The sequence below is a fragment of the Actinosynnema sp. NPDC023794 genome (assembly GCF_040639675.1).
GTDB lineage: Bacteria > Actinomycetota > Actinomycetes > Mycobacteriales > Pseudonocardiaceae > Actinosynnema > Actinosynnema luteola.
Genome location: NZ_JBFAFR010000013.1, coordinates 1 through 23,409 on the forward strand (window position 1 = coordinate 1; position 23,409 = coordinate 23,409).

Sequence of the window (23,409 nt, forward strand, 5' to 3'; positions counted from 1 at the left end):
ATGCCGGCGTCGCGCTGGCTGCGGGCGAGCGCCTGGTTCGACGTGACCTTGTTGCCCTGGTTGAAGAACGTGGCCCGCAGACCCGCCGACCGCAGCGCGTTGAGCAGCGCGGTGGTGGTGCCCGCGATCGGGCCGTCGTCGTAGGTCAGGGCGACGTAGCCGCTGGAGCAGTCGGCGGCGCTGGCCGCGTTCGGCAGCACGACGGCCAACGCGCCGAGCAACCCGACCGCGCCGGCCAGCGCGGCGACGCGCCGCCGCACGCCACGTGCCACCGGCCTGCCGGCATCGGTGGCGGCAGTTCTGGACATCACTTCCTCCAAGGGAGTCGAACCGGGCTACGAGAAGTAGCGTCCGAAAGTTGCGATGCAGAGACTGAGCTATTTCGGACAGTCAAGGCTGGATGATCGCCGGAGTCAAGCGTTGAACTCACCTATAGAGACGCATGTCCGCAGGTAGATGCTCCGCCGCAGCTGATAGCAGTAGCGGCCGGAGGATTCGAAAGTGTCGGGGTCGGCGGGTCACACGCACCCGGTGTCGTCGGGGTCGGGTTCGGGGTGTTCGGCGAGGACCGCGCACAGCCGGGACACCGCCTCGGCCGGGTCCGTCGGGATCCGCAGCACTTCGTCGCCGGCGCTGACCACCCCGTCGGTGGTGAAGGCCAGGCGCGTCGGTGGCGAGCGGTGGCCCTGGATCGAGGCCAGCGGTTCGCCGGCGGCGACGTCCCACAGGCGCACGTCGGGCCGGTCGGTGGAGACCGTGGCCAGGGTCTCGCCGTCGGGGGCGAACGCCAGGGCGGTGACCTCGGCGCCCACCGGGATCTCCCGCCGCACGTGCGCGGTGCTCGGGTCGACGAACTTGGCGACGCCACCCGCCGCGACGACCAGCGAGCCGTCGTGGAAGCCGATCGCGACGTCGTGCCGGTCCTCGACGCGCCCTTCCTGCTGGGTGAACGACGCGGTGTCCCACACCCGCGACCACAAGCTCACGTCGCCGAGCACCTCGCCGGCCAGCCACGCCCCGTCGGGCGAGAAGACGAGGTCGCGCGCCTGGTAGGGGATTTCGAACCGCTTGCGCTCGGTGAAGGTGTCCAGCTCCCACACGCCCATCTCGTAGCCGGTGGCGGTCTTCAGGCAGACGGCGATCAGGTCCGCCGACACCGCGAACCTCCGGACGTCGGCGTCGCGCGGCAGCGGGACCGCCCGCCGCGCGCCGCCGGGCGCGGTCACGGTGATCCGCTCGTCCTCGACCACGGCGAGGTGCCCGCGCGGCCCGATCCGCACGTCCTCCCCGGCGACCGATCGGCCGTCCCCGGCGTGCACGACGCCGCCCGCGCCCGCGACCCACACCGTGCCCTCGGCGGGATCGACGCCCAGGCCGGCGGCGGGGCCGAGCAGCCGGTCGGAGCGGGCCGGGTTCGGCCGCCACACGACCACCGTGTCGCCTGACGACGTGCTCGCCGCGACCGTGCCGCCCGCCGAGGCCAGCGCGTAGACGATGTCCTGGTTGCCCGCGTACTCGGCCATGACCTCCCCGGTGGCGGGGGAGAGGGTGAACAGGTCGGCGCCGTTGGCGGCCAGCACGCGCTCGCCCCCGTCGAGGACGGCCACCTCGCCCCGGGCACGGGCGAGTTCGCGCAGCGGTTCGGCGGTGTCCGGGTGCCAGAGCCGGATCGCCTCGTCCACGCGCGAGGACACCAGGTACGACGCGGCGTAGGCGAGGTGGACGAGGTTGTGCGAGCCGGGCAGCTCGTCGCGGTGCTCGGTGCGCAGGGCTACGCGCTCGCCCGCCGGGTCCCACACCTCCACGACGCCGTCCGACCGCCCGATGGCCAGCCTGCGACCGTCGGGGCGGAACCGCAGGGCGGAGATCCACTCGCCGGACGCGAACGCCCGCACGCGGGCGCCGTCGCGCCACAGCTCGACCCCGCCCGACACCGCGACCGCGAGCGTCCCGTCCGGGCTCCACGCCGCGGTGTTGCCTCCGTCGACGGTCCGTTCCACCGAGGCGGACCCGAGGTGCCAGACCCTGGTTCCCCTGCCGGAGACGGCGAGCCGGGCGCCGTCGGGTGAGAACCGGACGGCCCTGACGTCCTCACCCGAACCGCGTTCGGCCGCCAGGACGGCGCGACGTTCGGCGACGTCCCACACCAGCACCTCGCCGTCGTGCCCGCCCACGGCGACGCGGCGGCCCGCGGGATCGACGTCGATCGCGAGCGCGCTCGCGAAGGCCGGGTGGTCCCCTTCCGCGAGGACCGCCGGCGGCACGCGGGTCACCGCCGACAGCAGCGCCGAACGCGCCTCCGGGGTGGTGTCCGCGTGCCAGGCGCGCAGCGCGTCGCGCACCGCCGCGACCGGGTCCTCGGTGGTCAGCGACTCGGTGGCCAGCTGCCGGGACAGCCGCTGGGTCGATTCACCGCGCGCCAGCACGGCCACGGTGGCGGCGACGGCCACGACCGCGACCACCGCCAACGCCCCGGCGGTCGCCGCCGCCCGCCCGGCCCGGGAGCGGTTGAGCGCCCGTCGGCCCGCGTCGACGTAGTCCCGTTCCACGAGGGTCAGGTCGGTGCGCCCGTCGGCGAGGCCCAGGGTCGCGGCGAGGCGCGGTCCGCGCGGCAGGTCGCCGGGGTCGCGGCCCGCGTCGGCCCACCGCTGCGCGGCGTCGGCGAGGCGGCGACGGGCCAGCAGGGCGTCGCGGTCCTCGTCGACCCACGCCCGCAGCCGCGGCCAGGCCGACAGCAGCGCCTCGTGGCTGAGCTGGGCGCCGTCCCGGTCGACGGTGACGAGCCGGGCCGCGACCAGCTCGTCGAGCACCGGACCCGGCGGCGGCGACGCGCGGCGGCGGGTGACCGCGCCGCCGTCGTGCACGCTCACCATGCTCAGCACGGTGGCGCGCAGGACCGCCCGGTCGGCCGCGGACAGCTTGGCGTGGACCTGCTCGGCGGTGCGCGCGACCGCGCCGTCGATCCCGCCGGTGGCCAGGTACGCCGCCAACGTGAGCGTGTCGCCCTGCCGGTGGTGCCAGGTCTCGCGCAGCGCGTGCGCGAGGCGGGGCAGCGCGCCCGGGTCGTAGTCACCTCCGCCGAGGTCGGCGATCAGCCTGGCGGGCAGGCCGGGCTCGACGGCGGCGCCCACCGCCGCGGCGGGCGCGGTGATCGCCTCGCTGAGCTCGTCGACGCCGAGCGGTCCCAGGATCACCGACCGGGCGAGCGCGCGGCGCAGCGGCGGCAGGCCGATGCACTGCTCGACGAAGTCCGCGCGCACGGCCAGCACCACCAGGCCCAGCCCCGGATCGGCCAGCGCGGCGGCGAAGGCCGCGCGGTCGGACTCGCCGACGTCGTGGGTGAACAGCTCCTCGAACTGGTCGACCACGATCAGCACGCGTGCGGTCAGGCCGAGCCCGCCCGCGCGGATCCGCCGGGCGAGCGCGGCGGTGTCCTGCCCGGTCCGCTCGGCGAGGGCCGCGGCCAGCGCGCCGACCGGGTCCGGGCCGGGGGTGAGGACCACCGCCGGCCAGTCCGCCGTCGCGGGCAGCAGCCCGGCCCGCAACAGCGACGACTTGCCCGAGCCCGACGCGCCCACCAGCACCGTCGGCTCCGGGAGGACGAGCTGGTCGGCCAAGCGCACGAGCAGGTCGGTGACCACGTGCCCGCGACCGTGGAACCAGCCCGCCTCCTCGGTGGTGAACCCGCGCAACCCCGGGTACGGGCAGCCCTCGCCGCCGGCGACCACGGCCGTGCCGGCGGCCGACCGGATGATCGCCTCGACGAACCGCTCCCGGTCGGCGGTGGCCGCGGCGACCGTCGCGGCGCCGTTGGCGCGCAGGGCGTCGACGGCCGCCGAGATCAACGCGGTCGCCGTGGGATAGCGGCGGTCGGGGTCCTTGGCCAGGCCGCGGGCCAGCACCGCGTCCAGGGCGGGACCGATGCGCGGGTCCAGCCGTGACGGCGCGGGCGGCGGTTCCAGCAGGTGCGCGGCCAGCTTCGCGGCCGGTTCCGCACCGCCGAAGGGAAGCCGCCCGGTCAGACCCTCGTAGAGCACGCACGCCAGCGAGTACACGTCGGCGCGGCCGTCGGCCTCGCCGCCGAGGCGCTCGGGCGCGATGTAGTCCAGCGAGCCGATGAAGTGGCCGGTGCGGGTGATCGCGGTCGCCGCCGCCGACACCGGGCGGGCGATGCCGAAGTCGGCCAGGTACGCGTGACCCGCCCGGTCGACCATGATGTTGGACGGTTTGACGTCGCGGTGCACCAGCCCGGCCGCGTGCGCGGCGTCGAGCGCGTCGGCGACCTGTCCCAGCAGGGCGAGCAGGTCGTCCGGGGCGGTGCCGTCGGCCAGCAGCCGGTGCAGGTCGACACCGTCGACGAGCATCATGTCCAGGTACAGCGTCCCGTCGATCTCGCCGTAGGCGTGCACCGGCACCACGTGCGGGTGGGTGAGAGCGGCGGCGATCCGCGACTCGCGGCGGAACCGCGCCTCGAACTCCTCGTCACCGGTCAGCAGCCGCTTCAGCGCGACCGTGCGGTGGTGGACGGTGTCGTGGGCGCGGTGCACCACACCCATGCCGCCGCGGCCGAGCAACTCGCCCACCCGGTACGGCCCGAATCGCTCCGCCATGCCCCTCCTCGTGTCCTCCCGGAAGTCAACCGCGCCCGGCGCCGCCCCGGACCGGGTTCGCCGGAGGACGCGGAACTTTCCGGTTCCCGGACCGGGTGGCCGACGCCGGCGCGGCCGGGGCTCGGCGCCTCGGAATGCTTTCTTCGAATTGGGCGATTTCGGCTGTTCCCCGGACCGCGGAGGAATTGTCCGATATGGTGCTCTGTGACGAATGGCACAGGCTGTTATGTCGTTTCCGGCGTTTTCGGGTGATTTGTTGACCTATTGATTATCACCCGAACGGGTCAATGATGGTGCGGTCCCGCCGAGCGGGTCGATCCCCGCCCGGTCCCTGTTCCCGAAGGGCTGCACCACGTGGCAAGAAAAGGCATCGTCGCCATCGCCGTCCCGGTCGTCCTCAGCGCGCTGCTGACCGCCGGCGTCGCACCGGCCCGGTCGCAGGTGTCGGCGCAGAGCCCGATCGACATCACGCCGTCGTCGATCCGCTTCGACCCGCACCTGCCCCCGCTGCTGATCTCCTACGGCCACCACATCGCCGGCGACCTGCACTACGTCCGCAAGGACGCCGCGGCGGCCGACGGCTGCGCCGTGCGCGACCACGAGGAGACCGAGGAGTTCGAGGTCGAGCCCGGCGCCGGGCACGTCACGCTCTCCGGCGTCCGGTACGACCTCGTGCAGTTCCACTTCCACACCCCGTCGGAGCACCGGTTCGCCGGGCACGCCGACCCGCTGGAGATGCACCTGGTGCACCGCAGCGCGGCGGGCGCCCTGCTGGTGATCGGCGTGCCGCTGCGCGTCGGCGCGGCGTCCACTGTGGACAAGGTGCTGTCGCGCCTCGCGCCCGAGTGCGGTGAGGAGGTGCACCTCGCCGACATCGACCTGAACACGTTGCTGCCGGTGAACCGCGCCACGGCCCGCTACACCGGCTCGCTCACCACGGCGCCGTTCACCGAGGGCGTGCAGTGGTTCCTGATGGGCGAGAAGACGGTGACGCAGGCCACCGTCTCCCGCTTCCAGAGCCTGTTCTACGAGGGCAACGCGCGCCCCGTGCAGCCGTTGAACGGCCGGACCGTCCAGATCGAGCTGCCGCACATCTGACGCCGGTGGCGGTGGCGGCGCCCGCGCCGCCACCGTCGACTCAGTCCAGCGTGGTGTCGGCGTTGTCGCGCACGGCGACCGCGGCGGCGTTCTCCTGGTAGCTCTGCTCCGACACGAGGGTCACGCGCGCCGTGGACTGGAAGACCGGGATGGTCGCCGCGCCGCAGGACGCCATCGTGGCCTTGATCTTGGCCACGGTGAGGGCGAGCGCGTCGCCGAGGTCGCCGACGTACGGCACGTAGCCGTCCACGCCCTCCTCGAAGTGCAGCTTGTCCTCGCCCTGGTCGTAGCGCTGCCAGTTGCGGGCCCGGCTGGAGCCTTCGCCCCAGTACTCCTTGAAGATCGAGCCGCCGATGCGCACCTTCTTGCCCGGCGACTGGTCGAACCGCGCGAAGTAGCGGCCCATCATCACGAAGTCCGCGCCCATCGCCAGCGCCAGGGCCATGTGGTAGTCGTGCAGGAGGCCGCCGTCGGAGCAGATCGGCACGTACTCGCCGGTGCGCCGGGCGTAGGCGTCACGGGCCTCGGCGACGTCCATGACCGCGCTGGCCTGGCCCCGGCCGATGCCCTTCTGGTCGCGGGTGATGCAGATCGAGCCGCCGCCGATGCCCACCTTCACGAAGTCCGCGCCCGCGTCGGCCAGGAACCGGAACGCCTCGCCGTCCACGACGTTGCCCGCGCCGATCGGCACCTCCGGGAACTCGCGCTCGACCCACCGCAGCGCCTCGGCCTGCCAGTCGCTGTAGCCGTCGGAGGAGTCCAGGCACAGCACGTCCACGCCGGCGGCGACCAGCGCGGGCACGCGGTCGCGGTAGTCGTGCGTGTTCACGCCCGCGCCGACCCGGAACCGCTTGGCCGCGTCCACCACCGCGCCGGGGAACTGCTTGTGGTCGGCGTAGTCCGACCGGAACACGAGGTGCTGGAGGTGCCCGGCGCCGTCGACGACCGGCAGGCAGTCGAGGCGGTCCTCCCACAGCAGCGTGTTGGCCTCCGACAGGGTGATGCCCTCCTTGCCGCAGGTCAGGGCGTCCGCCGTGCGCATCCGGTCGGCGACCGGCAGGTCCAGGTCGTGCCGGTCGGAGTGGAAGTCGCGGGACGTGACCAGGCCGACGAACCGGCCGTGCGGCGTGCCGTCCTCGGTGACGGCGGCGGTGTTGTGGCCGGTGGTCTTCATCAAGCCGACGAGGTGCCGCAGCGAGTCGGTCGGGCGGACCGTGGTGTCGCTGACCACGAAACCCGCCTTGAAGTTCTTCACGAACCGCACCGCGTCCGCCTGGTTCTCCACGGACTGGTTGTGGTGCAGGAAGCTCAGACCGCCCGACCGGGCCAGGGCCACCGCCAACCGCGGCGAGCTGACCGCCTGCATGATCGCCGACGTGAACGGCGCCGACAGCCGGATCGGCGACGACGCGCCGACGGCGTGCCGCACGAGGGGCGTGCCGAGGTCGACCTTCGCGGGCGTGCACTCCGCGGTGGTCCGGTTGGGCAGCAACAGGAACTCGTTGAACGTCCGCGACACACCGGGCACGATCTCGACCACGAGCAGCATCTCCGAATCACCACGCCGGGCGGTCCCGGCTCCACCTTGTGCCCGCAGCCTCCCACACCGCGACGGGCACGCCGTGTCGCGAGCGCGCCGCCCGCCGCCTATGCTGGACGGATCCCCGCCGCGCCGTACCTGCCGGTCGTGCCGCGTGCAGCACCCCGTCGACCGGCCGTTCGAGCCGGTCCCTCTTGTCCCCCGGTCGGGGGATCACACCCCCACTATCGAGGATCGGAACACGTGACCTTGCCCTACGGGTCGGACGACGACCACGCCGCCGACCGCTTCGTCAACAACGCGCTGCGCAGCCGTGACGAGGAGACCTGGCGACTCCTGGCCTCCGACGCCTACGTCGAGCAGACCGACCGGGTGCTGCGGGCGATGCTCGACCGGATCGCGGCGACGCGCGTGCACCGGACGGCCGAGCGCGCCGCCGCACGGTCACGTGCGCTCGACGGTGAGATCAGCCAGGCCGAGTACCAGCGCGACGCCGCCGAGGACGCCAACCGCGCCACGAAGACCGCCCACTTCGAGACGTTGGTGCGGGAGCACCACCGGCTGATCGCGGCGGCGGCCCGGAGGCTGCGCGGCGACGACGTCCGCGACGAGCTGACGGACCTCGTGCTCGCCCTGGGTTCCGCGATCGACGCCCACCGGGCCGCCGTGCTCGCCGGCGGGACGGAGCCCACCGAGGCCGACCGGGCGTTGTGGGCGCGGCTGGCCACGCTCGACGTGCCGGACACGTCCACCGGTGAGGGGCGCACGTCGGTGGAGGAGCTGGTCCGGCGGCACTCGACGCGGCAGGACGACTTCGGGCGCGTGCTGGCAGGGATCATCCTGGACGTGGCGGGCGACGAGACGTCGGTGCCGCGCGCCGCGCTGCTGACCGCGTGGAAGCGGGAGGTCGCGCCGATGCTGGCCGTCGAGCAGAAGAACGAGTTCGCGGCCAAGGGCAAGGGCTCGTTGGTGACCGAGAAGCTCCGCAAGACGTTGGGTCACTTGGAGCGCAAGGGCCTGGTGAAGCGCTCCGGCACGCCGGACGAGCAGCGAATCGACGTGCTCGACCGGTCCGGTCTCGAGGACCTGGCCGACGACGCCGGGGAACCGCCGGTGTGACGGTCCCCCCACGGCGTCGGGTCACGGGGTCCAGCGGATGCCGGGGTTGATGCGACCGCTCCAGTCGAAGGTCGCCATGTTGTCCCAGCCGTTGCCGCTGTTGTCGATGTCGGCGGGGTCCCAGCCGTTGCCGGGGACGGCGTACCAGGTCGGCTCCCAGTAGAAGACGCCGATGGCGCCCGCGTTGCGCGCGGTGTTCTGGACGTGGGCGAAGTTCTTCGCCTGGCCCGCCCACGTCAGCGGGTAGTCCGTGCAGCCGGAGGTGATGGAGTTGCCGGTGCGGTCGGCGTTCCCGCTGGTGAACGGGTAGGCCGTCTCCGCGAGCACGACGTCCTTGCCGTAGCGGGAGCGCACGTCGGCGATGACGTTGTAGAGGTTGGCCAGCGTGCCGTGCCACATGCAGTAGTACGACAACGCGGTGATGTCCCAGGCCACGCCCTTGGACCTGATGCCGTCGTAGAACCAGCGGGCGTGGTCGAGGCTGTCGGCGTTGGCCGTGTGGATCATGACCTTGGTGCCGCTGTCGCACGCCTTGATGGCGTTGTAGCCGGCCTTCAGCAGCAGGCTGAGGTTGGTGAAGTCGTTGTTGACGACCTTGCCGTCGTTCCAGAGCATGCCGACGTTGATCTCGTTGCCGATCTGCACGCTGTCCGGCGTGGTGCCCTGGGCCTTGAGGCTGGTGCACACGTCGTGGGTGTAGTTGTAGACGTCGGTCTGCAACTGGCCGATGCCGTGGCTCGACCAGGCGGCCGGCTTGTACTGCTTGCCGGGATCGGCCCACGTGTCGGAGTAGTGGAAGTCGATGAGCAGCTTGAGGCCCTTCGCCTTCACCGTCTTGGCGTAGGCCAGGACCTTCGCCTTGTTGTTGTAGCCGCTGCGCGGGTTGTTCCAGACGCGCAGGCGGACGTAGTTGACGCCCGCGCCCTTGAGGATGTCGAGCGGATCCCGCGCCGTGCCGGACGCGTCGTAGTACTTCGCGCCGAGGTCGAGGGCGCGTTGCGCGGTCGAGACGTCGGCTCCGAGCATGCTCAGCGAACCGGCCGCGGAGACGGCCGGGGTGAGCGTGGCCAGCGGGAGCACGGCGGTCGCCAGGGCGAGGACGGCCTTGGCCGCCCGGGTGGGTCCGGACATCCGATCTCCTTTGATCGAGGTACGGAGCGGCGGCGGGTTGTGTACGTGCACAACATGCAAGCGCAGATCGGTGAGCAGCTCAAGCCATCGCGGAACCTGTTCTGCCGGGAACGTGCACAGCTCGGGGCGCGTCCGTGGGCCGAGCCGGTCACCTCGATCGGGAGTGGTCGACTGGAGGGTTGTCAGGTCCGGGCGTCCGGCCGGTCCCGGCGTCGGGCGGGTGGGTAGCGTGCTGCCATGGTGCCGGTGCTGCTCGTGACAGGGGCGTTGGGGATGCCGGTGACCGGCCTGCTCGTCCGGCCGGACGTGCGCGGGGCGCGGCACGGCAACGAGATGTTCGTCGAACTCGGCCGGTTCGGTTGGCACGGCTACGTGATCGTGTCGGTCGCCGTGCTGGCCGTCGGGTTGGCGGGCGTCCTGGGCGGCACACCACGTGGACGCCGGCGCGGCGCCGGTGCGGCAACGGCACTGCTGACCCTCACGCTCGTGCTCGGCGCGATCCACGTGTTCGTCGTCGCGAACGGCATGTTCCACGGTGACGGCAAGCCGTGGCACGCCGCGGTGGCCGCGCTCGCCGGGGTGGCCGCCGTCACCGCGCTGCTCGTCGCCCGGGTGCACCTGCGGCGTGCCGGCTGAGCGGGCTGGGCACGCTGCTCGCGCCGGTGCCGACGAGTTCGAGCCGGCCGAACGCGTACTCGCCCTGGCGGACCTCCTGCTCGCGCACCGGCAGGCTCCTCGCGACCCGACGCCGGAACGAGCCTCACCGCGTTGCGCGTCAGGTCCGGGCATGCGCCGCGCCGGAAGCCGTCGACGCCCGCCGGCGGCGGTAGCCGCGCCTCACCGGCGTGGACCGTGACCGCCGTCAAGATCCCGTAAGGAACCGCGCAGCCGGGCCCGATGGCGCGGTTCACCCTTTAGGGTCGCCCCGGTGGTCGGGGGCACGTCTGCCGGTGCGCGGTCGCCCGAGCGGTCGACCCGGGGCCCGGGTGGAGGTCCCGGCGCGTCGGGAGTGACCCGGCCCTCCGCCACCGGTCGCCGTCGACCACACGCTGTTCCGGCAACTCCGGGCCACACCAGGCCGGACCGAGACCCCCTAGGCCCTGCCTCCATGTCCAAGCTCGCCACCGTCGCCAAGCGGCTCTTGGTCGGGCGGCCGTTCCGCAGCGACCGCCTGTCGCACACCCTGCTGCCCAAGCGGATCGCGCTGCCGGTGTTCGCCTCCGACCCGATGTCGAGCGTGGCGTACGCGCCCGAGGAGATCCTGCTGGTCCTCTCGGTCGCGGGCGCGTCGGCGTACGCCTTCAGCCCGTGGATCGGGTTGCTGGTCGCGGTGGTGATGGCCGCCGTGGTGGCCTCCTACCGGCAGAACGTCCGCACCTACACCTCGGGCGGCGGGGACTACGAGGTGGCCACGGTCAACCACGGCCCGAAGTGGGGCTTGGTGGTCGGTAGCGCCCTGCTGGTCGACTACGTGCTGACGGTGGCGGTGTCGATCGCGTCCGCCGCGGCCAACATCGGCTCGGCCGTGCCGTTCGTGGCGACGCACAAGGTCGAGTTCGCGGTCGGCGCCATCGTCGTGCTCACCGCGATGAACCTGCGCGGTGTGCGGGAGTCCGGCACCGCGTTCGCCATCCCGACCTACGCCTTCGTCGTCGGCATCCTCGCCATGATCGTGTGGTCGCTGGTCCGCGTGTACGTGCTGGGGGACGACGTGCGGGCGGAGAGCGCCGACTTCGACCTCGTGCAGGAGCACGGCGGCCTGGCCGGGCTCGGGTTCGCGTTCCTGGTCCTGCGCGCGTTCTCCTCCGGCAGCGCCGCGTTGACCGGGGTCGAGGCGATCAGCAACGGCGTGCCCGCGTTCCGCAAACCCAAGGGCCGCAACGCCGCCATGACCCTGCTGATGATGGGCGTGCTGGCCGTCACCATGTTCCTCGGTCTGATCATGCTGGCCCGGCTCACCGGCGCCCAGGTCGCCGAGGACCCCGCGCACCAGCTGATCGGCGCGCCCGCCGGCTACGAGCAGAAGACCCTGGTCGCCCAGCTCGCCAACGCCGTGTTCGCCGGGTTCCCGCCGGCGACCTGGTACGTCATCTTCTTCACCGGCCTGATCCTGGTCCTGGCCGCGAACACCGCGTTCAACGGGTTCCCGGTGCTCGGCTCGATCCTGGCCCAGGACCGCTACCTGCCGCGCCAGCTGCACACCCGCGGCGACCGGCTGGTGTTCTCCAACGGCATCGTCTTCCTCGCCGGGTTCGCGATCGTGCTCGTGGTGGCGTTCGACGCCGAGGTGACGCGGCTGATCCAGCTCTACATCGTCGGCGTGTTCATGTCGTTCGTGATCAGCCAGAGCGGCATGATCCGCCACTGGGCCCGGTTGCTGCGCACCGAGACCGACCCGGCGGCACGGCGGCGGATGCGGCGCTCCCAGGCGGTCAACGCGTTCGGCTTCGCGATGACCGCCCTGGTGCTGGCCGTCATCCTGATCACGAAGTTCACCCAGGGCGCCTGGATCTCGCTCGCCGCGATGGCCGCCATCTACGCGTTGATGGCCGCGATCCGCCGCCACTACCAGCGGGTCGCCGACGAGCTGCGGGAGGACGACGACGACTCGCCGATCCGGCTGCCGTCCCGCAACCACGCGATCGTGCTGGTGTCCAAAGTGCACGGTCCCACCAAACGCGCGCTGGCCTACGCCAAGGCGGTGCGCCCGGACCGGCTCGAAGCGGTCACCGTCAACGTCGACGACAAGGACACGAGGGAGCTCGTCGCCCTCTGGAACAAGCAGGACTTCTCCATCCCGCTGAAGGTGATCGAGTCGCCGTACCGCGAGATCACCAAACCGGTCCTCGACTACGTCAAGCGGGTGCGCACCGACAACCCCCGCGACGTCGTCACCGTCTTCCTCCCCGAGTACGTCGTCGGGCGCTGGTGGGAGCAACTCCTGCACAACCAGAGCGCGCTGCGCCTCAAGGGCAGGCTCCTGTTCCAGCCCGGTGTCATGGTGACCAGCGTGCCGTGGCAACTGGCCTCCTCGGCCAAGGTCCGCGACCGCCTCGTGCCCGCGCCGGGAGCGATCCGCCGCGGCCTCGACGCCAAGAACGAGGAACTCGACCACTGAGGCGCCTGCGCCACCACGACAGTCCGCGCCCGTGCGCTGGTCGGGACCGCGATTCGCACCGGTGACCACACTTGGTGACCGTCGTCAACCGTGACCTCGGTCATGATCATGGCCGTCGGCGGATCGGCCTTCGTCGAGCAAGGGAGACGTCCGCTTCGCATGACGGAGGTCTCCCTTGCTGTTGCAAGTCCCTTGCTGTTAGCTGCACTTGGCAATAGTTGACCTTCCCTGCTGAGGTGATGTGCGTGCGGCGGCTGCTGATCGGCGTCGTGGTGGCGGTCGCGCTGGCTCCGGCCTGCACCTCGCCGGATGGTGACGTCGCGGGCGACGCGGGGCGGTCGATCGTGATCGGCGCGGGCGGTGAGCCGGAGAACCTGAACCCGGTCCTCGGCTACGCGCCGGACGGCGCGTCGAAGGTCTTCGACGGGCTCGTGTCCCGGGACGAGCGGCTGCGCCTGGTTCCCGCACTGGCCCGAGAGCTGCCGACCGCGTCGGCGGACGGTCTGACCTGGACGGCGACGCTGCGCGAGGGCGTGAAGTTCACCGACGGCACGCCGCTGTCCGCGCAGGACGTCGTGTTCACCTACAAGGCGGTGCTGGACGCGAAGACCGACTCGACCATCGCCTCGCGCTTCGACGCGGTGGCCGACGTGACCGCGCCGGACGAGCGGACGGTGGTGTTCCGGCTGACCCACCCCTACGCGCCGTTCGCCGAGCAGCTGACCCTGGGCATCGTCCCCCGCAAGGCCCTCGACGGCGTCGACGTCAACAGCGCGCCCTTCAACACCGCGCCCGTGGGCACCGGGCCGTACGCGGTGGCCGAGTGGCGCAAGGGCGACCGGTTGGTCCTCAAGGCCAACGAGGACTACTGGGGCGGTGCGCCCGCGATCAAGTCCGTGACCGTGGTGTTCGTGCCCGACGACAACGCCCGCGCCACGCGGATGGCGGCGGGGGAGTTCGACGGCACGGTCCTGCCGCCGAAGCTGGCGAAGTCCCACGCGGACCGCTCGGGCTACCGGGTCGTGCGCAACCCGTCGGCCGACTACCGCGGCCTGGGCCTCCCGTCCGAACTGCCGTTCACCTCCGACGCGCGGGTGCGGCGGGCGATCAACCTGGGCCTGGACCGCCAGGCGATGATCGACACGGTCCTCGCGGGCGCCGGGACACCGGCCGCCACCCCGATCTCGCCGCACCTGCGGGACTGGCACGACCCGGGCGCCACGTTCGCGCACGACACCGCCGAGGCCGAACGGCTGCTGGACGAGGCGGGCTGGCGCAGGGGAGCGGACGGCGCCCGGTTCCGGGACGGGCAGCCCGCCCGGTTGCCGATCCTGTACCCGGCAGCGGACGTGCTGCGCAAGGAACTGGCGCTGGCGGCGGCGAGCGACATCGCCAAGCTGGGCATCGACGCGCCGGTCGAGTCCACCACGTTCGAACTGATGCTGCAGCGGCAGGAGGAGGCCGCGAGCGTCTGGGGCGGCGGCGACCCGTACGACCCGGACACCGCGGCCTTCACGCTGCTGCACTCCCGGTACGCCGGTCGACCCGGCTACCTGAACATGACGCACTACCGCAACCCCGCGGTGGACGCGGCGCTGGACACCGGTCGCCGCAGTCTCGACCCCGCCACGCGCAAGCAGGCGTACACCGACTTCCAGCGGGCCTACACCGCGGACCCGGGCTGGGCGTTCCTGGTGTTCCTCGACCACACCTACGTGCTGCGCGACAAGTGGGACGGCCAGGTGCAGCAGGTCGAGCCGCACGACCACGGGCTCGTGCACGCCGTGTGGTGGAACCTCGAGCGCTGGACGCCGAAGCCGTGACCGCCACCCCGGTGGCGACCGCGCGCACCCGCGCGCGTCGCCGCGCCCTCGCCCTCCTCGTGCTGCGCAGGCTCACCTTCGCGGTCCCGGTGGTGCTGCTGGTCGGCTTCGCGGTGTTCGTGCTGGCCAAGGCGTCGCCGTTCGACCCGGTCGAGCGCTACTTCGGGGTGCGCGTCATCGGCGCCTCCCCGGAACGGGTGGCGCAGGTGCGGGAGAACTGGGGCGTCGACCAGCCCGTGGTCGTGCAGTACCTCGCGTGGCTGCGGCACGCGGTCGCCGGCGACTTCGGCGACTCGTTGTCGATGCGGCAACCGGTGTCGCAGGTGATCGGCGAGCGGCTCGGCTGGTCGGTGCTGCTCGCCGCCGTCGCCTTCGTCCTGGCGTTGCTGCTCGGGCTGGTGCTCGGCACCGTCGCGGCCTGGCGCCAGGGCGGTTGGCTGGACCGGGCGGTCACCGCCACCGCCTACGCGCTGGAAGCGGCGCCGGTGTTCTGGCTGGGGCTGGCGGCGCTGTCGGTGTTCGCGCTCGAACTGCGGTGGCTGCCCGGCGGCGGGCTGACCGACCCCGGCGCCGAGCCGGGTGTCGGCCAGGTGGCCCGGCACCTGGTCCTGCCGGTGTCGGTGCTCGCGCTGTCCCACGCGCCCTGGTACGTGTTGTTCGTCCGGCAGAGCCTGCTCGAGTCGTTCACCTCCGAGCACGTGGTCGGCGCGCGGTCCCGCGGTCTGCCCGATCACCTCGTCGTGTCGGGGCACGCGTTGCGCACGTCGCTGCTGCCGTTCCTGACCCTGCTCGGCTCCCGGCTGCCCGAGCTGATCACCGGGGCGCTGCTGGTGGAGACCGTGTTCTCCTGGCCGGGCATCGCGCGGGCGACCGTCGACGCCGCCCTCAACGTGGACTTCGCGCTGCTGGGCGCGCTCACCGTGCTCGCCACCGCGGTGGTGCTCGTGGGCAACCTGCTCGCCGACGTGCTCTACGCGCTGGCCGATCCGAGGGTGGGTCTGGATGGTTGACAGCCCGGTCTGGCGGCCCGTGCCGCGCTCCCGCGTCGCGGCCGTGAGCACCGCCCGATCAGCGCGCCGGCGGCTGGTCCCGGCCGCGGTGGTCCTCGGCGTGATGGTGACCGCGGCGCTGGTGGTGCCCCTCGTGGTCGACCTCAACCAGCAGTACGTCGACCTGGCCTCGGCCAACCGGCCGCCCTCGGCGGCGCACCCGTTCGGCACCGACGAGCTCGGCCGCGACGTCCTGCTGCGGTGCGTCTACGCGCTGCGGGTGTCGCTGGGCGTCGGGCTGTTCGCCGCCCTGATCTCCTCCGTGGTCGGCACGGCGGTCGGCGCGCTCGCGGGCGCCGTCGGCGGCTGGCCGGACCGGGTGCTGATGCGGCTGGTCGACACCGTCGCGTCGGTGCCGCACCTGCTGCTCGGCATCGTGATCGTCGCGGTCCTGCGGCCGAGCCTGACCGCCGTGGTGATCTCCATCGGGCTGACGCACTGGCTGACCTCGGCGCGGATCGTGCGCTCCGAGGTGCTCTCCCTGCGGAGCCGCCCGTTCGTCGACGCCGCGGTCGTCGGCGGGTCGTCCCGCACGCGCGTGCTCGTCCGGCACCTGCTGCCGAACACCGCACCGCAGGTGCTGCTGGCCACCACGCTGATGATCCCGCACGCGGTGTGGCACGAGACCGCCCTGTCCTTCCTCGGGCTGGGTCTGCCGCCGCACGCCGCCAGCATCGGCAACATGATCAACGACGCGCAGCGGTCGCTGCTGTCCGGAGGCTGGTGGATGTCGCTCGCGCCCGGCGTCGTGCTGATCGCCGCCACCCTGTCGGTCGCCGGCCTCAGCGGTGTCTGGCGGGACCGGCTCAACCCCCGGCGCAGGTCGGAGCTGACGTGGTGACCGAACTCGTGCTCGACCAGCTGTCCGTGCGGTTCAGCCTGCCCGGCGCCACCGTGGCCGCGGTCAACGACGTGTCGCTGCGGGTCCGGCCGGGAGAGTGCGTCGCGCTCGTCGGCGAGAGCGGCTGCGGCAAGACCGTGCTGGCCAACGCGCTGCTCGGGTTCCTGCCCGGCAACGCCCAGACCTCCGGCACGGCGGCCCTGACGGGCGACGGGCCACCGCTCGACCTGCTCACCGCGCCGGACGCGGTGCTGGCCGCCACCGTCCGAGGCCGTCGCATCGGCCTCATCCCGCAAAGCCCGGCGTCCCACCTCACCCCGGTGCGCACCGCCCGCGCCCAGCTGGAGGAGGCGGTGCGCGTGCACCACCCCGGAGGCGCGGCGCCGCGCGACCACGTCCACCGCCTCGCCGCCCGAGCCGGCCTCGTGCCCGAGGACCTCGACCGCTACCCGCACGAGTTGTCCGGTGGCATGGCGCAGCGCGTCGCGAACGCGCTGGCCCTGGTCGGCGACCCGTGGTTGCTCATCGCCGACGAACCCACCACCGGCCTGGACCGGCACCTGGTCGACGGCTTGACCGAGGAGTTCCGCCGCATGGTCGCCGACGGCCGCGCCGTCCTGCTCATCACCCACGACCTGGCCGCCGCCCACCGCGTCGCCGACCGCATCGCGGTCATGTACGCCGGGCGGATCATCGAAACCGGTCCCACGAACCAGGTGCTGGACGCCCCGCGCCACCCGTACAGCGCCGGCCTGGTCGACGCCCTGCCCGACCGGGCGTTCACCCCGATCCCGGGCCAGCCGCCGCTGCTCACCGACCTGCCGCCCGGCTGCGCCTTCGCACCCCGCTGCCACCGCGCGGCCCCCGTCTGCGCCGAGCGCCCGACCCTCGCCGACGAGCAGCACGCCGTCGCGTGCCACCTGCCGTGCTGACCGGGCTGACGGCCGACGCGATCACCGCCGGCTACGACCCCGCGCACCCCGTCCTCACCGACTTCACGCTGACCGTCCCACCGGGACTGACCGTCGGCCTGGCAGGCCCGAGCGGCAGCGGCAAGTCCACGCTCGCCCGCGTCCTGGCCCTGCTGCACAAGCCGTTCGCCGGCGCCGTCCAGCTGGACGGCGCTCCCGTGACCGCCTACCGCCAACGCGCACCGCGGCGGCAGCGCACCCGCATCGGCGTCCTCTTCCAACAACCACGCCTGTCTGTCGACCCGCGCATGACCCTGCGGACGGCGATCGCCGAGCCCCTGCGCGCCAACGGCCGCCCGGTCGACGTCGTGGACGAGCTGGCCGACCGGGTGATGCTCACCCCGGAACTGCTGACCCGCCGGCCGCACGAGGTCAGCGACGGCCAACTCCAACGGGCCTGCCTGGCGCGAGCGCTGGCCCTGCGCCCGGCTTACCTCATCTGCGACGAGATGACCACCATGCTGGACGCCTCCACCACCGCCGCGCTCGTCACCGTCATCCGCGACTACCAGCGGCGGACCGGGGCGGGTGTCCTGGCCATCTCCCACGACGCCGTGCTGCTGCGCCACTGGGCGGACGAGGTCGTGACGCTGCCCGGCTCCGCCGCCACGAGCTGAGGCCCGCCGGCCTTCGTCGGATTGACGAACGGCCTCACGCCCGGCTTGGATCCGATCACGTCGAAGCGGCCGACCGCGGTGGGGCGACCGGGTGCCGGCCAAGGTCGCCGTCCGGATCCTCCCGTTCCTGGCGCTGCTCTACTTCGTCAACTACCTCGACCGCGTCAACATCGGGTTCGCCGCGCCGAACGGGCTGAACGACGTGCTCGGGCTCAGCGCGACGGCGTTCGGGTTCGCCTCCGGCATCTTCTTCCTCGGCCACCTGCTCCTGGAGGTGCCGAGCAACCTCGCCCTGCACCGGTTCGGCGCGCGCCGCTGGCCGGCCCGGATCATGGTCAGCTGGGGCGTGGTGGCCACCGCGATGGCCTTCGTGCCCAACGCGGCTGCCCTGGTGGTCCTGCGGTTCCTGCTCGGCGTCGCGGAGGCCGGGTTCCGACGCACCGGGAGGCTTGTGCGGACGGGCCCGCCCGGCACTTCCGCGCTGCTCGCGCACGTCGAGGAAGGCCGCCTGACCTGGCAACCGTTCCGCGGCTGACGAGCCGGCGACGTCAGGCGGGCGTCGTGTCGCCGCACAGGAACGCGTACAGGGCGTCGCCCGTCGGCACCGGCCGGCCGGGTTCGTGCCGCACCAGCCACAGGCACGCGTCGTCGGCCATGCCGTACCTGTCGAAGTTCTCGCCCTGGGCGAGGACCACCAGGCAGTCGCCCACCCGCCAGACCGCGTGGTGCCACTCGTCGTCGTGCGTGCCGACGACGTGCGGCTCGCCGAGGCGGTCGGTCAGCCGCGCCACGGCCTCGTCGTGCCGCGCGTCGAACGAGGCGCGCGTCGCGAGCGCGTCGGCCGACCACGGCGCGCCGCAGGCGGACACGAGGTCGCGCACGTCCTGGTCGTCGGGGTCGTGCTCGTCGAGGTAGGTGGCGAACGCGAGGAAGAAGCCGATCACCTCGTCCGGGTCGAACCGCATCGCCACGCTGACCCAGCGGTGGTCGTCCAGGTCGAACCGGTACTCGGCCGCGCCGTAGACCCCCTCCGCCACCGACCGCCCCTCGGGCAACGGCCACCCCGCCGCCACCCACGCGTCGTCCAACCCCGCCCGCGTCCACGACGAGCCCGCCAACGCCACGACCCCGTCGACCGCCCGGTCGTCCAGGGGAAGCCACACCAGTGCCATGCGCCGAACCTAAGGGGCACGTGCGGCGAACGCGTGAACCCGTTGCTCGGCGGGACACATCCGCTGCACAACCCGCACAGCGCCTTGTACGGATAGTGATCATGCGGTAGCGATGAGTGCATGGAAACCTACGTGCTCGACCCGGCCGGCCGCGACATCCAGGGCGAGGCGGCGGAGTTGCGCGCCCGCGGCCCGGCGACCCGGGTCGCGCTCCCGGGTGGGGTGCAGGCGTGGTCGGTCGGCGACCGCGGCCTGCTGCGCGGCCTGCTCACCGATCCGCGCGTTTCCAAGGACGCCCGCCGCCACTGGCCCGCCCTGGCGGGCATACCGCAGGACTGGCCGCTGTACCTCTGGGTCACGGCGCACAACATGTTCACCGCCTACGGCGCGGAGCACCGCAGGCTGCGGCTGCTGATCGCCAAGGGGTTCACGGCCCGTCGGACCGAGGCGCTGCGCCCGCAGGTCGAACAGATCGCGGCCGACCTGATCGACCGGCTCGCCGCCGGACCGGACGTGGTCGACGTGCGCGCCGGGTTCGCCTACCCCCTGCCGATCGAGGTCATCTGCCGGCTGATGGGCGTGCCCGACGACGCCCGCCCCGAGCTGCGCCGGATCGTCGACAGCCTCTTCGCCACCACGACGACGCCCGAGGAGGCGATGGCCAACCAGGTCCGGCTCTACGAGATCCTGGACGACGTGGTCGCCGCCAAGCGGGCGGCGCCGGGCGACGACCTGACCAGCGGCCTGATCGCCGCCCGCGACGAGGGCGACGCGGGGCTGACCGAGGCCGAACTGGTCGACACCCTCATCCTGATGATCGCCGCCGGCCACGAGACCACCGTCAACCTCCTCGACCAGGCCATCACCGCGCTGCTCACCCACCCCGACCAGCTCCGCCTGGTCCTCTCCGGCGAACGGGCCTGGGGTGACGTGATCGAGGAGACGCTGCGGTGGCAGGCCCCGGTGGCGAACCTGCCGCTGCGCTACGCCGTCGAGGACATCGAGCTGGCCGGCGTGACGATCCGGCAGGGCGAGGCGATCCTCGCGGGCTACGCCGCCGCCGGGCGCGACCCGGCGGTCCACGGCGACACGGCCGGGCAGTTCGACCTCACGCGCGCGGACAAGACGCACTTGTCGTTCGGCCACGGCGTCCACCACTGCCTGGGCGCACCGCTGGCCCGCGTCGAGGCCGAGGTGTCGTTGCGGGCGTTGTTCGACCGCTTCCCGGACCTCGCGCTCGCCGTGCCCGCCGACGAGCTGGAGCCCGTCCACTCGTTCATCTCCAACGGCCACTCGACCCTGCCGGTCAGGCTGAGGTAGCGAGCCCGCTGTAGGCGGCCAGCACGATGCCGAGGCCGCGGTTGTCGCCCATCGTGCCCTGCTGGAGCATCTGGTTCATCGCGTACGCCACGGTCAGCCGGGTGTCCAGGTCGACCACCACGACAGAACCTCCCCACCCGCCCCAGGAGCACGTCCGCCCCTCGACCCGGTAGCCGAGGCCGTACCGGATCGGCACGTCCAAGTAGTGGTCCACGCCCCGGAACTGCTCCTCCAGCACCCGGCGGCAGCCGGCCTCCGACAGCAGCCGCACGCCGCCGACCGCGCCGCCGCACGCCAGCACCGACTGCACCAAGCCGACCGAGCGCGCGTTGCCGTGCCCGCCCGCGGACGGGATCTCGGCACGGCGCCACGCGGCGGAGTTGGCGTCCTGCGCCACGATGACCGGGTTGGGCTCCTCGCCGTCCAGTCCCGGCGCCGCGACGTCGGACGGGCCCGGCGGCGGGATCACCGGGGCGACGCGGTGGTCGTGCTCGGCGGGCAGGCCGATGTGGAAGTCGGCGCCGAGCGGTCCGGCGACCTCCTCGGCGAAGAACGCGCCGAGGCCGCGGCCGGTGACCCGGCGGATCACCTCGCCGATCAGGAACCCCTGCGTCAACGGGTGGTAGCAGCCGACCGTGCCCGGCGCCCACCGGGCGGGCTGCGCGGCCAGCCGTGCCGTCGCGTCCTCCCAGTCGAACAGCTCGGGCACGGTGATCGGCTCGGTCCACGTCGGCAGGCCGGCGGTGTAGCCGAGCACGTGCCGCACCCGCACGCCGCCCTTGCCCGCCGCGGCGAACTCCGGCCAGTACTCGGCGACCGGCGCGTCCAGGTCGATCACGCCCCGGTCGGCGAGCATCAACGCGCACAGCGCCACCATCGTCTTGGTGGTGGACCAGACGTTGACGATGGTGTCGCGTTCCCACGGCGTGGTGCGCGCCGCGTCGACGTGACCGCCCCAGAGGTCGACCACCGGCTCGCCGTCCACGTACACCGCGACCGACGCGCCGACGTCGTCCTCGTCCAGTGACGCCGCGAAGGTGTCGCGCACCCTGCCGAACCGGTCGTCGCACGTGCCATGGATCTCCGCCACCGCCGGAACGTAGCGCCACCCGCCCGCGCCCGGCGACCGCTTTGTTGCTCTGCCGCACGGTGATCCACCCCAACCGAGACGGTCCCGCTGCCCTGTTCGGCCCAACCTCCCCGCCGCGACGCGCAGGGCGTCACCAGCGCACTTATGGTCGGTCCATGAGCCACTTCGGCGATGCCCTGTCCCGCCGCCGCTTCCTCGGAGCCTCGGCCGTCGCGTGGTTACCGGTCGGCGTCCTGTCGGCGGGCGAGGTCGCGGGCGACCCCCCGCCCGGGTTCCCGGCGGGCATCGACCTGTACCGGCAGGCGTACCAGAACTGGGCGGGCGAGATCCGCACCGACGACCTGTGGACGTGCGCGCCGCGCACCCCGGCCGAGGTGGCGCTGCTCGCGAACTGGGCGCACGGCCGGGGTTTCACCCTGCGGCCACGGGGTTTCCGGCACGGGTGGGCGCCGCTCACCGTCACCGCGGACACCACCGGCGCCGACCGCGTCGTGCTGGTCGACACCACCCGGCACCTCAAGGCCATGACCGCGCTGCCGAACGCGGTGCGCGTGCAGACCGGCGCGTCGATGGACGACCTTCTGGCGTTCCTGGAGGACGCGGGCCTCGGCGTGACCAACACGCCCGCGCCGGGCGACCTGACCGTCGGCGGCGTGCTCGCGATCAACGGCCACGGCACGTCCGTCCCGGCCGTCGGCGAGACCCGGCCACCGGGCCACACCTACGGCTCGCTCAGCAACATGATCATGTCGCTGACGGCCGTCGTGTGGGACGGCGGCGAGTACCGGTTGCGCACGTTCCAGCGCGACGAGCCCGAGTGCGCCGCGCTGCTGACCCACGTGGGCCGCGCGTTCCTGACCGAGGTCACCCTCCGCGTGGGCGCGAACCAGAACCTGCGCTGCGTCAGCCGGGTCGACATCCCCGCCGGCGAGCTGTTCGCGCCGCCGGGCAGCGGCGCGACCCGCACGTTCGCGAGCTTCCTCGACCAGGCCGGCCGGGTCGAGGCGATCTGGTTCGTCTTCACCGACCGCCCGTGGCTCAAGACGTGGAGCGTCGCGCCGACCAAGCCGCCGACCTCGCGCCACGTCGTCACGCCGTACAACTACGTGTTCTCCGACAACGTGCCCAAGCCCGTCTCCGATCTCGCCGACCTGCTCATCACCGGCGCGTGGGCGCTCACGCCGACGTTCGGCCAGTTGCAGTACACGACCGCGGCCACCGGGCTGACCGCCACGCTCACCTCGGACCTGTGGGGTGCGTCGAAGAACCTGCTGCTCTACGTCAAGCCGACCACCCTGCGCGAGACCGCGAACGGGTACGCGGTGCTGACCAGCCGGGCGGAGGTCCAGCGCGTGGTCAGCGACTTCGCCGCGTTCTACGAAGAGCTCCTGCACTCCTACAAGAACCGCGGCCTGTTCCCGGTCACCGGGCAGGTGGAGATCCGCGTCGGCGGCCTGGACGACCCGGCGCACGTGGGCGTGCCCGGCGCGCGCAAGCCCGCGCTGTCGGCCGTGCGGCCACGCGAGGACCACCCCGAGTGGGACGTCGCGGTGTGGTTCGACGTGCTGACGTTCCCGACCGCGCCCGGCGCGGCGGCGTTCTACCGCGAGCTGGAGCAGTTCTTCTTCACCAACTACACGGGCGCGTACGCGACGACCCGGGCCGAGTGGTCCAAGGGTTGGGCCTACACGGACGAAGCGGCCTGGGCCGACCACACCGTGCTCACGTCCACCGTGCCGGACAGCTACCGGCAGGGCCCGGACCCGAGTTGGGACGCGGCCCTGTCCACCCTCAACGCCTACGACCCGCACCGGGTGTTCAGCAACCCGTTCCTGGACGTGCTGCTGCCCTGAAACCCAGGGGGCCGTTCGCCTTCCGCCGCGTACCCTCACCGCAACGGGATCGCGCGG

At 72.9% G+C, this 23,409-nt stretch carries 17 protein-coding genes and 1 pseudogene; 12 read left to right on the forward strand and 6 right to left on the reverse strand.

Features of this window, described 5'->3' with window-relative positions; translation table 11 throughout:
* Positions 1 to 308, reverse strand: a 308-nt coding sequence (locus tag AB0H12_RS24845; RefSeq protein WP_499625696.1) for a polysaccharide deacetylase family protein, incomplete at its 3' end; no start/stop codon positions are given.
* Positions 309 to 518: 210 nt separating this feature from the next.
* Complete coding sequence (locus tag AB0H12_RS24850; RefSeq protein ID WP_499625698.1) at positions 519 to 4,610, reverse strand: nSTAND1 domain-containing NTPase; 4,092 nt, start codon at positions 4,608 to 4,610, stop codon at positions 519 to 521.
* A 354-nt stretch (positions 4,611 to 4,964) separates the two neighbouring features.
* Between AB0H12_RS24850 and AB0H12_RS24855 the strand changes: the two genes are divergently transcribed.
* Positions 4,965 to 5,708, forward strand: a complete 744-nt coding sequence (locus tag AB0H12_RS24855) for a carbonic anhydrase family protein (RefSeq protein ID WP_499625699.1) — start codon at positions 4,965 to 4,967, stop codon at positions 5,706 to 5,708.
* A gap of 40 nt (positions 5,709 to 5,748) precedes the next feature.
* On the opposite strand, the gene AB0H12_RS24860 is transcribed toward AB0H12_RS24855, so the two are convergent.
* Positions 5,749 to 7,257, reverse strand: a complete 1,509-nt coding sequence (locus AB0H12_RS24860) for an IMP dehydrogenase (protein ID WP_499625700.1) — start codon at positions 7,255 to 7,257, stop codon at positions 5,749 to 5,751.
* A 234-nt stretch (positions 7,258 to 7,491) separates the two neighbouring features.
* Between AB0H12_RS24860 and AB0H12_RS24865 the strand changes: the two genes are divergently transcribed.
* The gene (locus AB0H12_RS24865; RefSeq protein ID WP_499625701.1) at positions 7,492 to 8,367 is read left to right on the forward strand and encodes a hypothetical protein; all 876 of its coding nucleotides are present in this window, start codon (positions 7,492 to 7,494) and stop codon (positions 8,365 to 8,367) included.
* Positions 8,368 to 8,388: 21 nt separating this feature from the next.
* Here the strand turns inward: AB0H12_RS24865 and AB0H12_RS24870 are convergent, their stop codons facing one another.
* Positions 8,389 to 9,498, reverse strand: a complete 1,110-nt coding sequence (locus tag AB0H12_RS24870) for a glycoside hydrolase family 53 protein (RefSeq protein WP_499625703.1) — start codon at positions 9,496 to 9,498, stop codon at positions 8,389 to 8,391.
* 237 nt (positions 9,499 to 9,735) lie between these two features.
* On the opposite strand from AB0H12_RS24870, the gene AB0H12_RS24875 reads away from it, so the two are divergent.
* The 8 genes and pseudogenes from AB0H12_RS24875 to AB0H12_RS24910 all read left to right on the forward strand — a co-directional run.
* The gene (locus AB0H12_RS24875) at positions 9,736 to 10,134 is read left to right on the forward strand and encodes a hypothetical protein (RefSeq protein ID WP_499625705.1); all 399 of its coding nucleotides are present in this window, start codon (positions 9,736 to 9,738) and stop codon (positions 10,132 to 10,134) included.
* Positions 10,135 to 10,606: 472 nt separating this feature from the next.
* The gene (locus AB0H12_RS24880; protein WP_499625707.1) at positions 10,607 to 12,616 is read left to right on the forward strand and encodes an APC family permease; all 2,010 of its coding nucleotides are present in this window, start codon (positions 10,607 to 10,609) and stop codon (positions 12,614 to 12,616) included.
* A gap of 245 nt (positions 12,617 to 12,861) precedes the next feature.
* Positions 12,862 to 14,439 carry an ABC transporter substrate-binding protein gene (locus AB0H12_RS24885; protein ID WP_499625709.1) on the forward strand — a complete coding sequence of 526 codons (1,578 nt, stop codon included), beginning with the start codon at positions 12,862 to 12,864 and terminating at the stop codon, positions 14,437 to 14,439.
* The gene (locus tag AB0H12_RS24890) at positions 14,436 to 15,449 is read left to right on the forward strand and encodes an ABC transporter permease (RefSeq protein WP_499625711.1); all 1,014 of its coding nucleotides are present in this window, start codon (positions 14,436 to 14,438) and stop codon (positions 15,447 to 15,449) included. The genes AB0H12_RS24885 and AB0H12_RS24890 overlap by 4 nt, the downstream gene beginning before the upstream one ends.
* Entirely contained in the window at positions 15,442 to 16,329 is an 888-nt protein-coding gene (locus AB0H12_RS24895) for an ABC transporter permease (RefSeq protein WP_499625713.1), read from the forward strand. The genes AB0H12_RS24890 and AB0H12_RS24895 overlap by 8 nt, the downstream gene beginning before the upstream one ends.
* A complete protein-coding gene (locus AB0H12_RS24900; protein ID WP_499625714.1) occupies positions 16,323 to 17,261 on the forward strand; it encodes an ABC transporter ATP-binding protein in 939 nt (312 codons plus the stop codon). The genes AB0H12_RS24895 and AB0H12_RS24900 overlap by 7 nt, the downstream gene beginning before the upstream one ends.
* Positions 17,243 to 17,917 carry an ABC transporter ATP-binding protein gene (locus AB0H12_RS24905; RefSeq protein WP_499625715.1) on the forward strand — a complete coding sequence of 225 codons (675 nt, stop codon included), beginning with the start codon at positions 17,243 to 17,245 and terminating at the stop codon, positions 17,915 to 17,917. Before AB0H12_RS24900 ends, AB0H12_RS24905 begins: the two co-directional genes overlap by 19 nt.
* A gap of 49 nt (positions 17,918 to 17,966) precedes the next feature.
* Positions 17,967 to 18,350: pseudogene (locus tag AB0H12_RS24910) on the forward strand (MFS transporter); the annotation flags it as partial.
* 115 nt (positions 18,351 to 18,465) lie between these two features.
* On the opposite strand, the gene AB0H12_RS24915 reads toward AB0H12_RS24910, so the two are convergent.
* Positions 18,466 to 19,089, reverse strand: coding sequence for a hypothetical protein (locus tag AB0H12_RS24915; RefSeq protein ID WP_499625716.1), 624 nt, complete (start codon positions 19,087 to 19,089; stop codon positions 18,466 to 18,468).
* Positions 19,090 to 19,209: 120 nt separating this feature from the next.
* Between AB0H12_RS24915 and AB0H12_RS24920 the strand changes: the two genes are divergently transcribed.
* A complete protein-coding gene (locus tag AB0H12_RS24920) occupies positions 19,210 to 20,409 on the forward strand; it encodes a cytochrome P450 family protein (RefSeq protein ID WP_499625718.1) in 1,200 nt (399 codons plus the stop codon).
* Here AB0H12_RS24920 and AB0H12_RS24925 read toward each other — a convergent pair.
* Entirely contained in the window at positions 20,396 to 21,499 is a 1,104-nt protein-coding gene (locus AB0H12_RS24925) for a serine hydrolase domain-containing protein (RefSeq protein WP_499625720.1), read from the reverse strand. The genes AB0H12_RS24920 and AB0H12_RS24925 overlap by 14 nt on opposite strands.
* Before the next feature lie 155 nt (positions 21,500 to 21,654).
* Here AB0H12_RS24925 and AB0H12_RS24930 point away from each other — a divergent pair, with 155 nt between their 5' ends.
* A complete protein-coding gene (locus AB0H12_RS24930; RefSeq protein WP_499625722.1) occupies positions 21,655 to 23,352 on the forward strand; it encodes a cholesterol oxidase substrate-binding domain-containing protein in 1,698 nt (565 codons plus the stop codon).
* The last annotated feature ends 57 nt before the right edge of the window (positions 23,353 to 23,409 follow it).

Coding starts and splice junctions, on each gene's coding strand:
- AB0H12_RS24930 (WP_499625722.1), top strand. CDS start 21,655: ATGAGCCACTTCGGCGATGCCCTGTCCCGCCGCCGCTTCCTCGGAGCC.
- AB0H12_RS24860 (WP_499625700.1), bottom strand. CDS start 7,257: ATGCTGCTCGTGGTCGAGATCGTGCCCGGTGTGTCGCGGACGTTCAAC.
- AB0H12_RS24895 (WP_499625713.1), top strand. CDS start 15,442: ATGGTTGACAGCCCGGTCTGGCGGCCCGTGCCGCGCTCCCGCGTCGCG.
- AB0H12_RS24870 (WP_499625703.1), bottom strand. CDS start 9,498: ATGTCCGGACCCACCCGGGCGGCCAAGGCCGTCCTCGCCCTGGCGACC.
- AB0H12_RS24880 (WP_499625707.1), top strand. CDS start 10,607: ATGTCCAAGCTCGCCACCGTCGCCAAGCGGCTCTTGGTCGGGCGGCCG.
- AB0H12_RS24875 (WP_499625705.1), top strand. CDS start 9,736: ATGGTGCCGGTGCTGCTCGTGACAGGGGCGTTGGGGATGCCGGTGACC.
- AB0H12_RS24915 (WP_499625716.1), bottom strand. CDS start 19,089: ATGGCACTGGTGTGGCTTCCCCTGGACGACCGGGCGGTCGACGGGGTC.
- AB0H12_RS24920 (WP_499625718.1), top strand. CDS start 19,210: ATGGAAACCTACGTGCTCGACCCGGCCGGCCGCGACATCCAGGGCGAG.
- AB0H12_RS24850 (WP_499625698.1), bottom strand. CDS start 4,610: ATGGCGGAGCGATTCGGGCCGTACCGGGTGGGCGAGTTGCTCGGCCGC.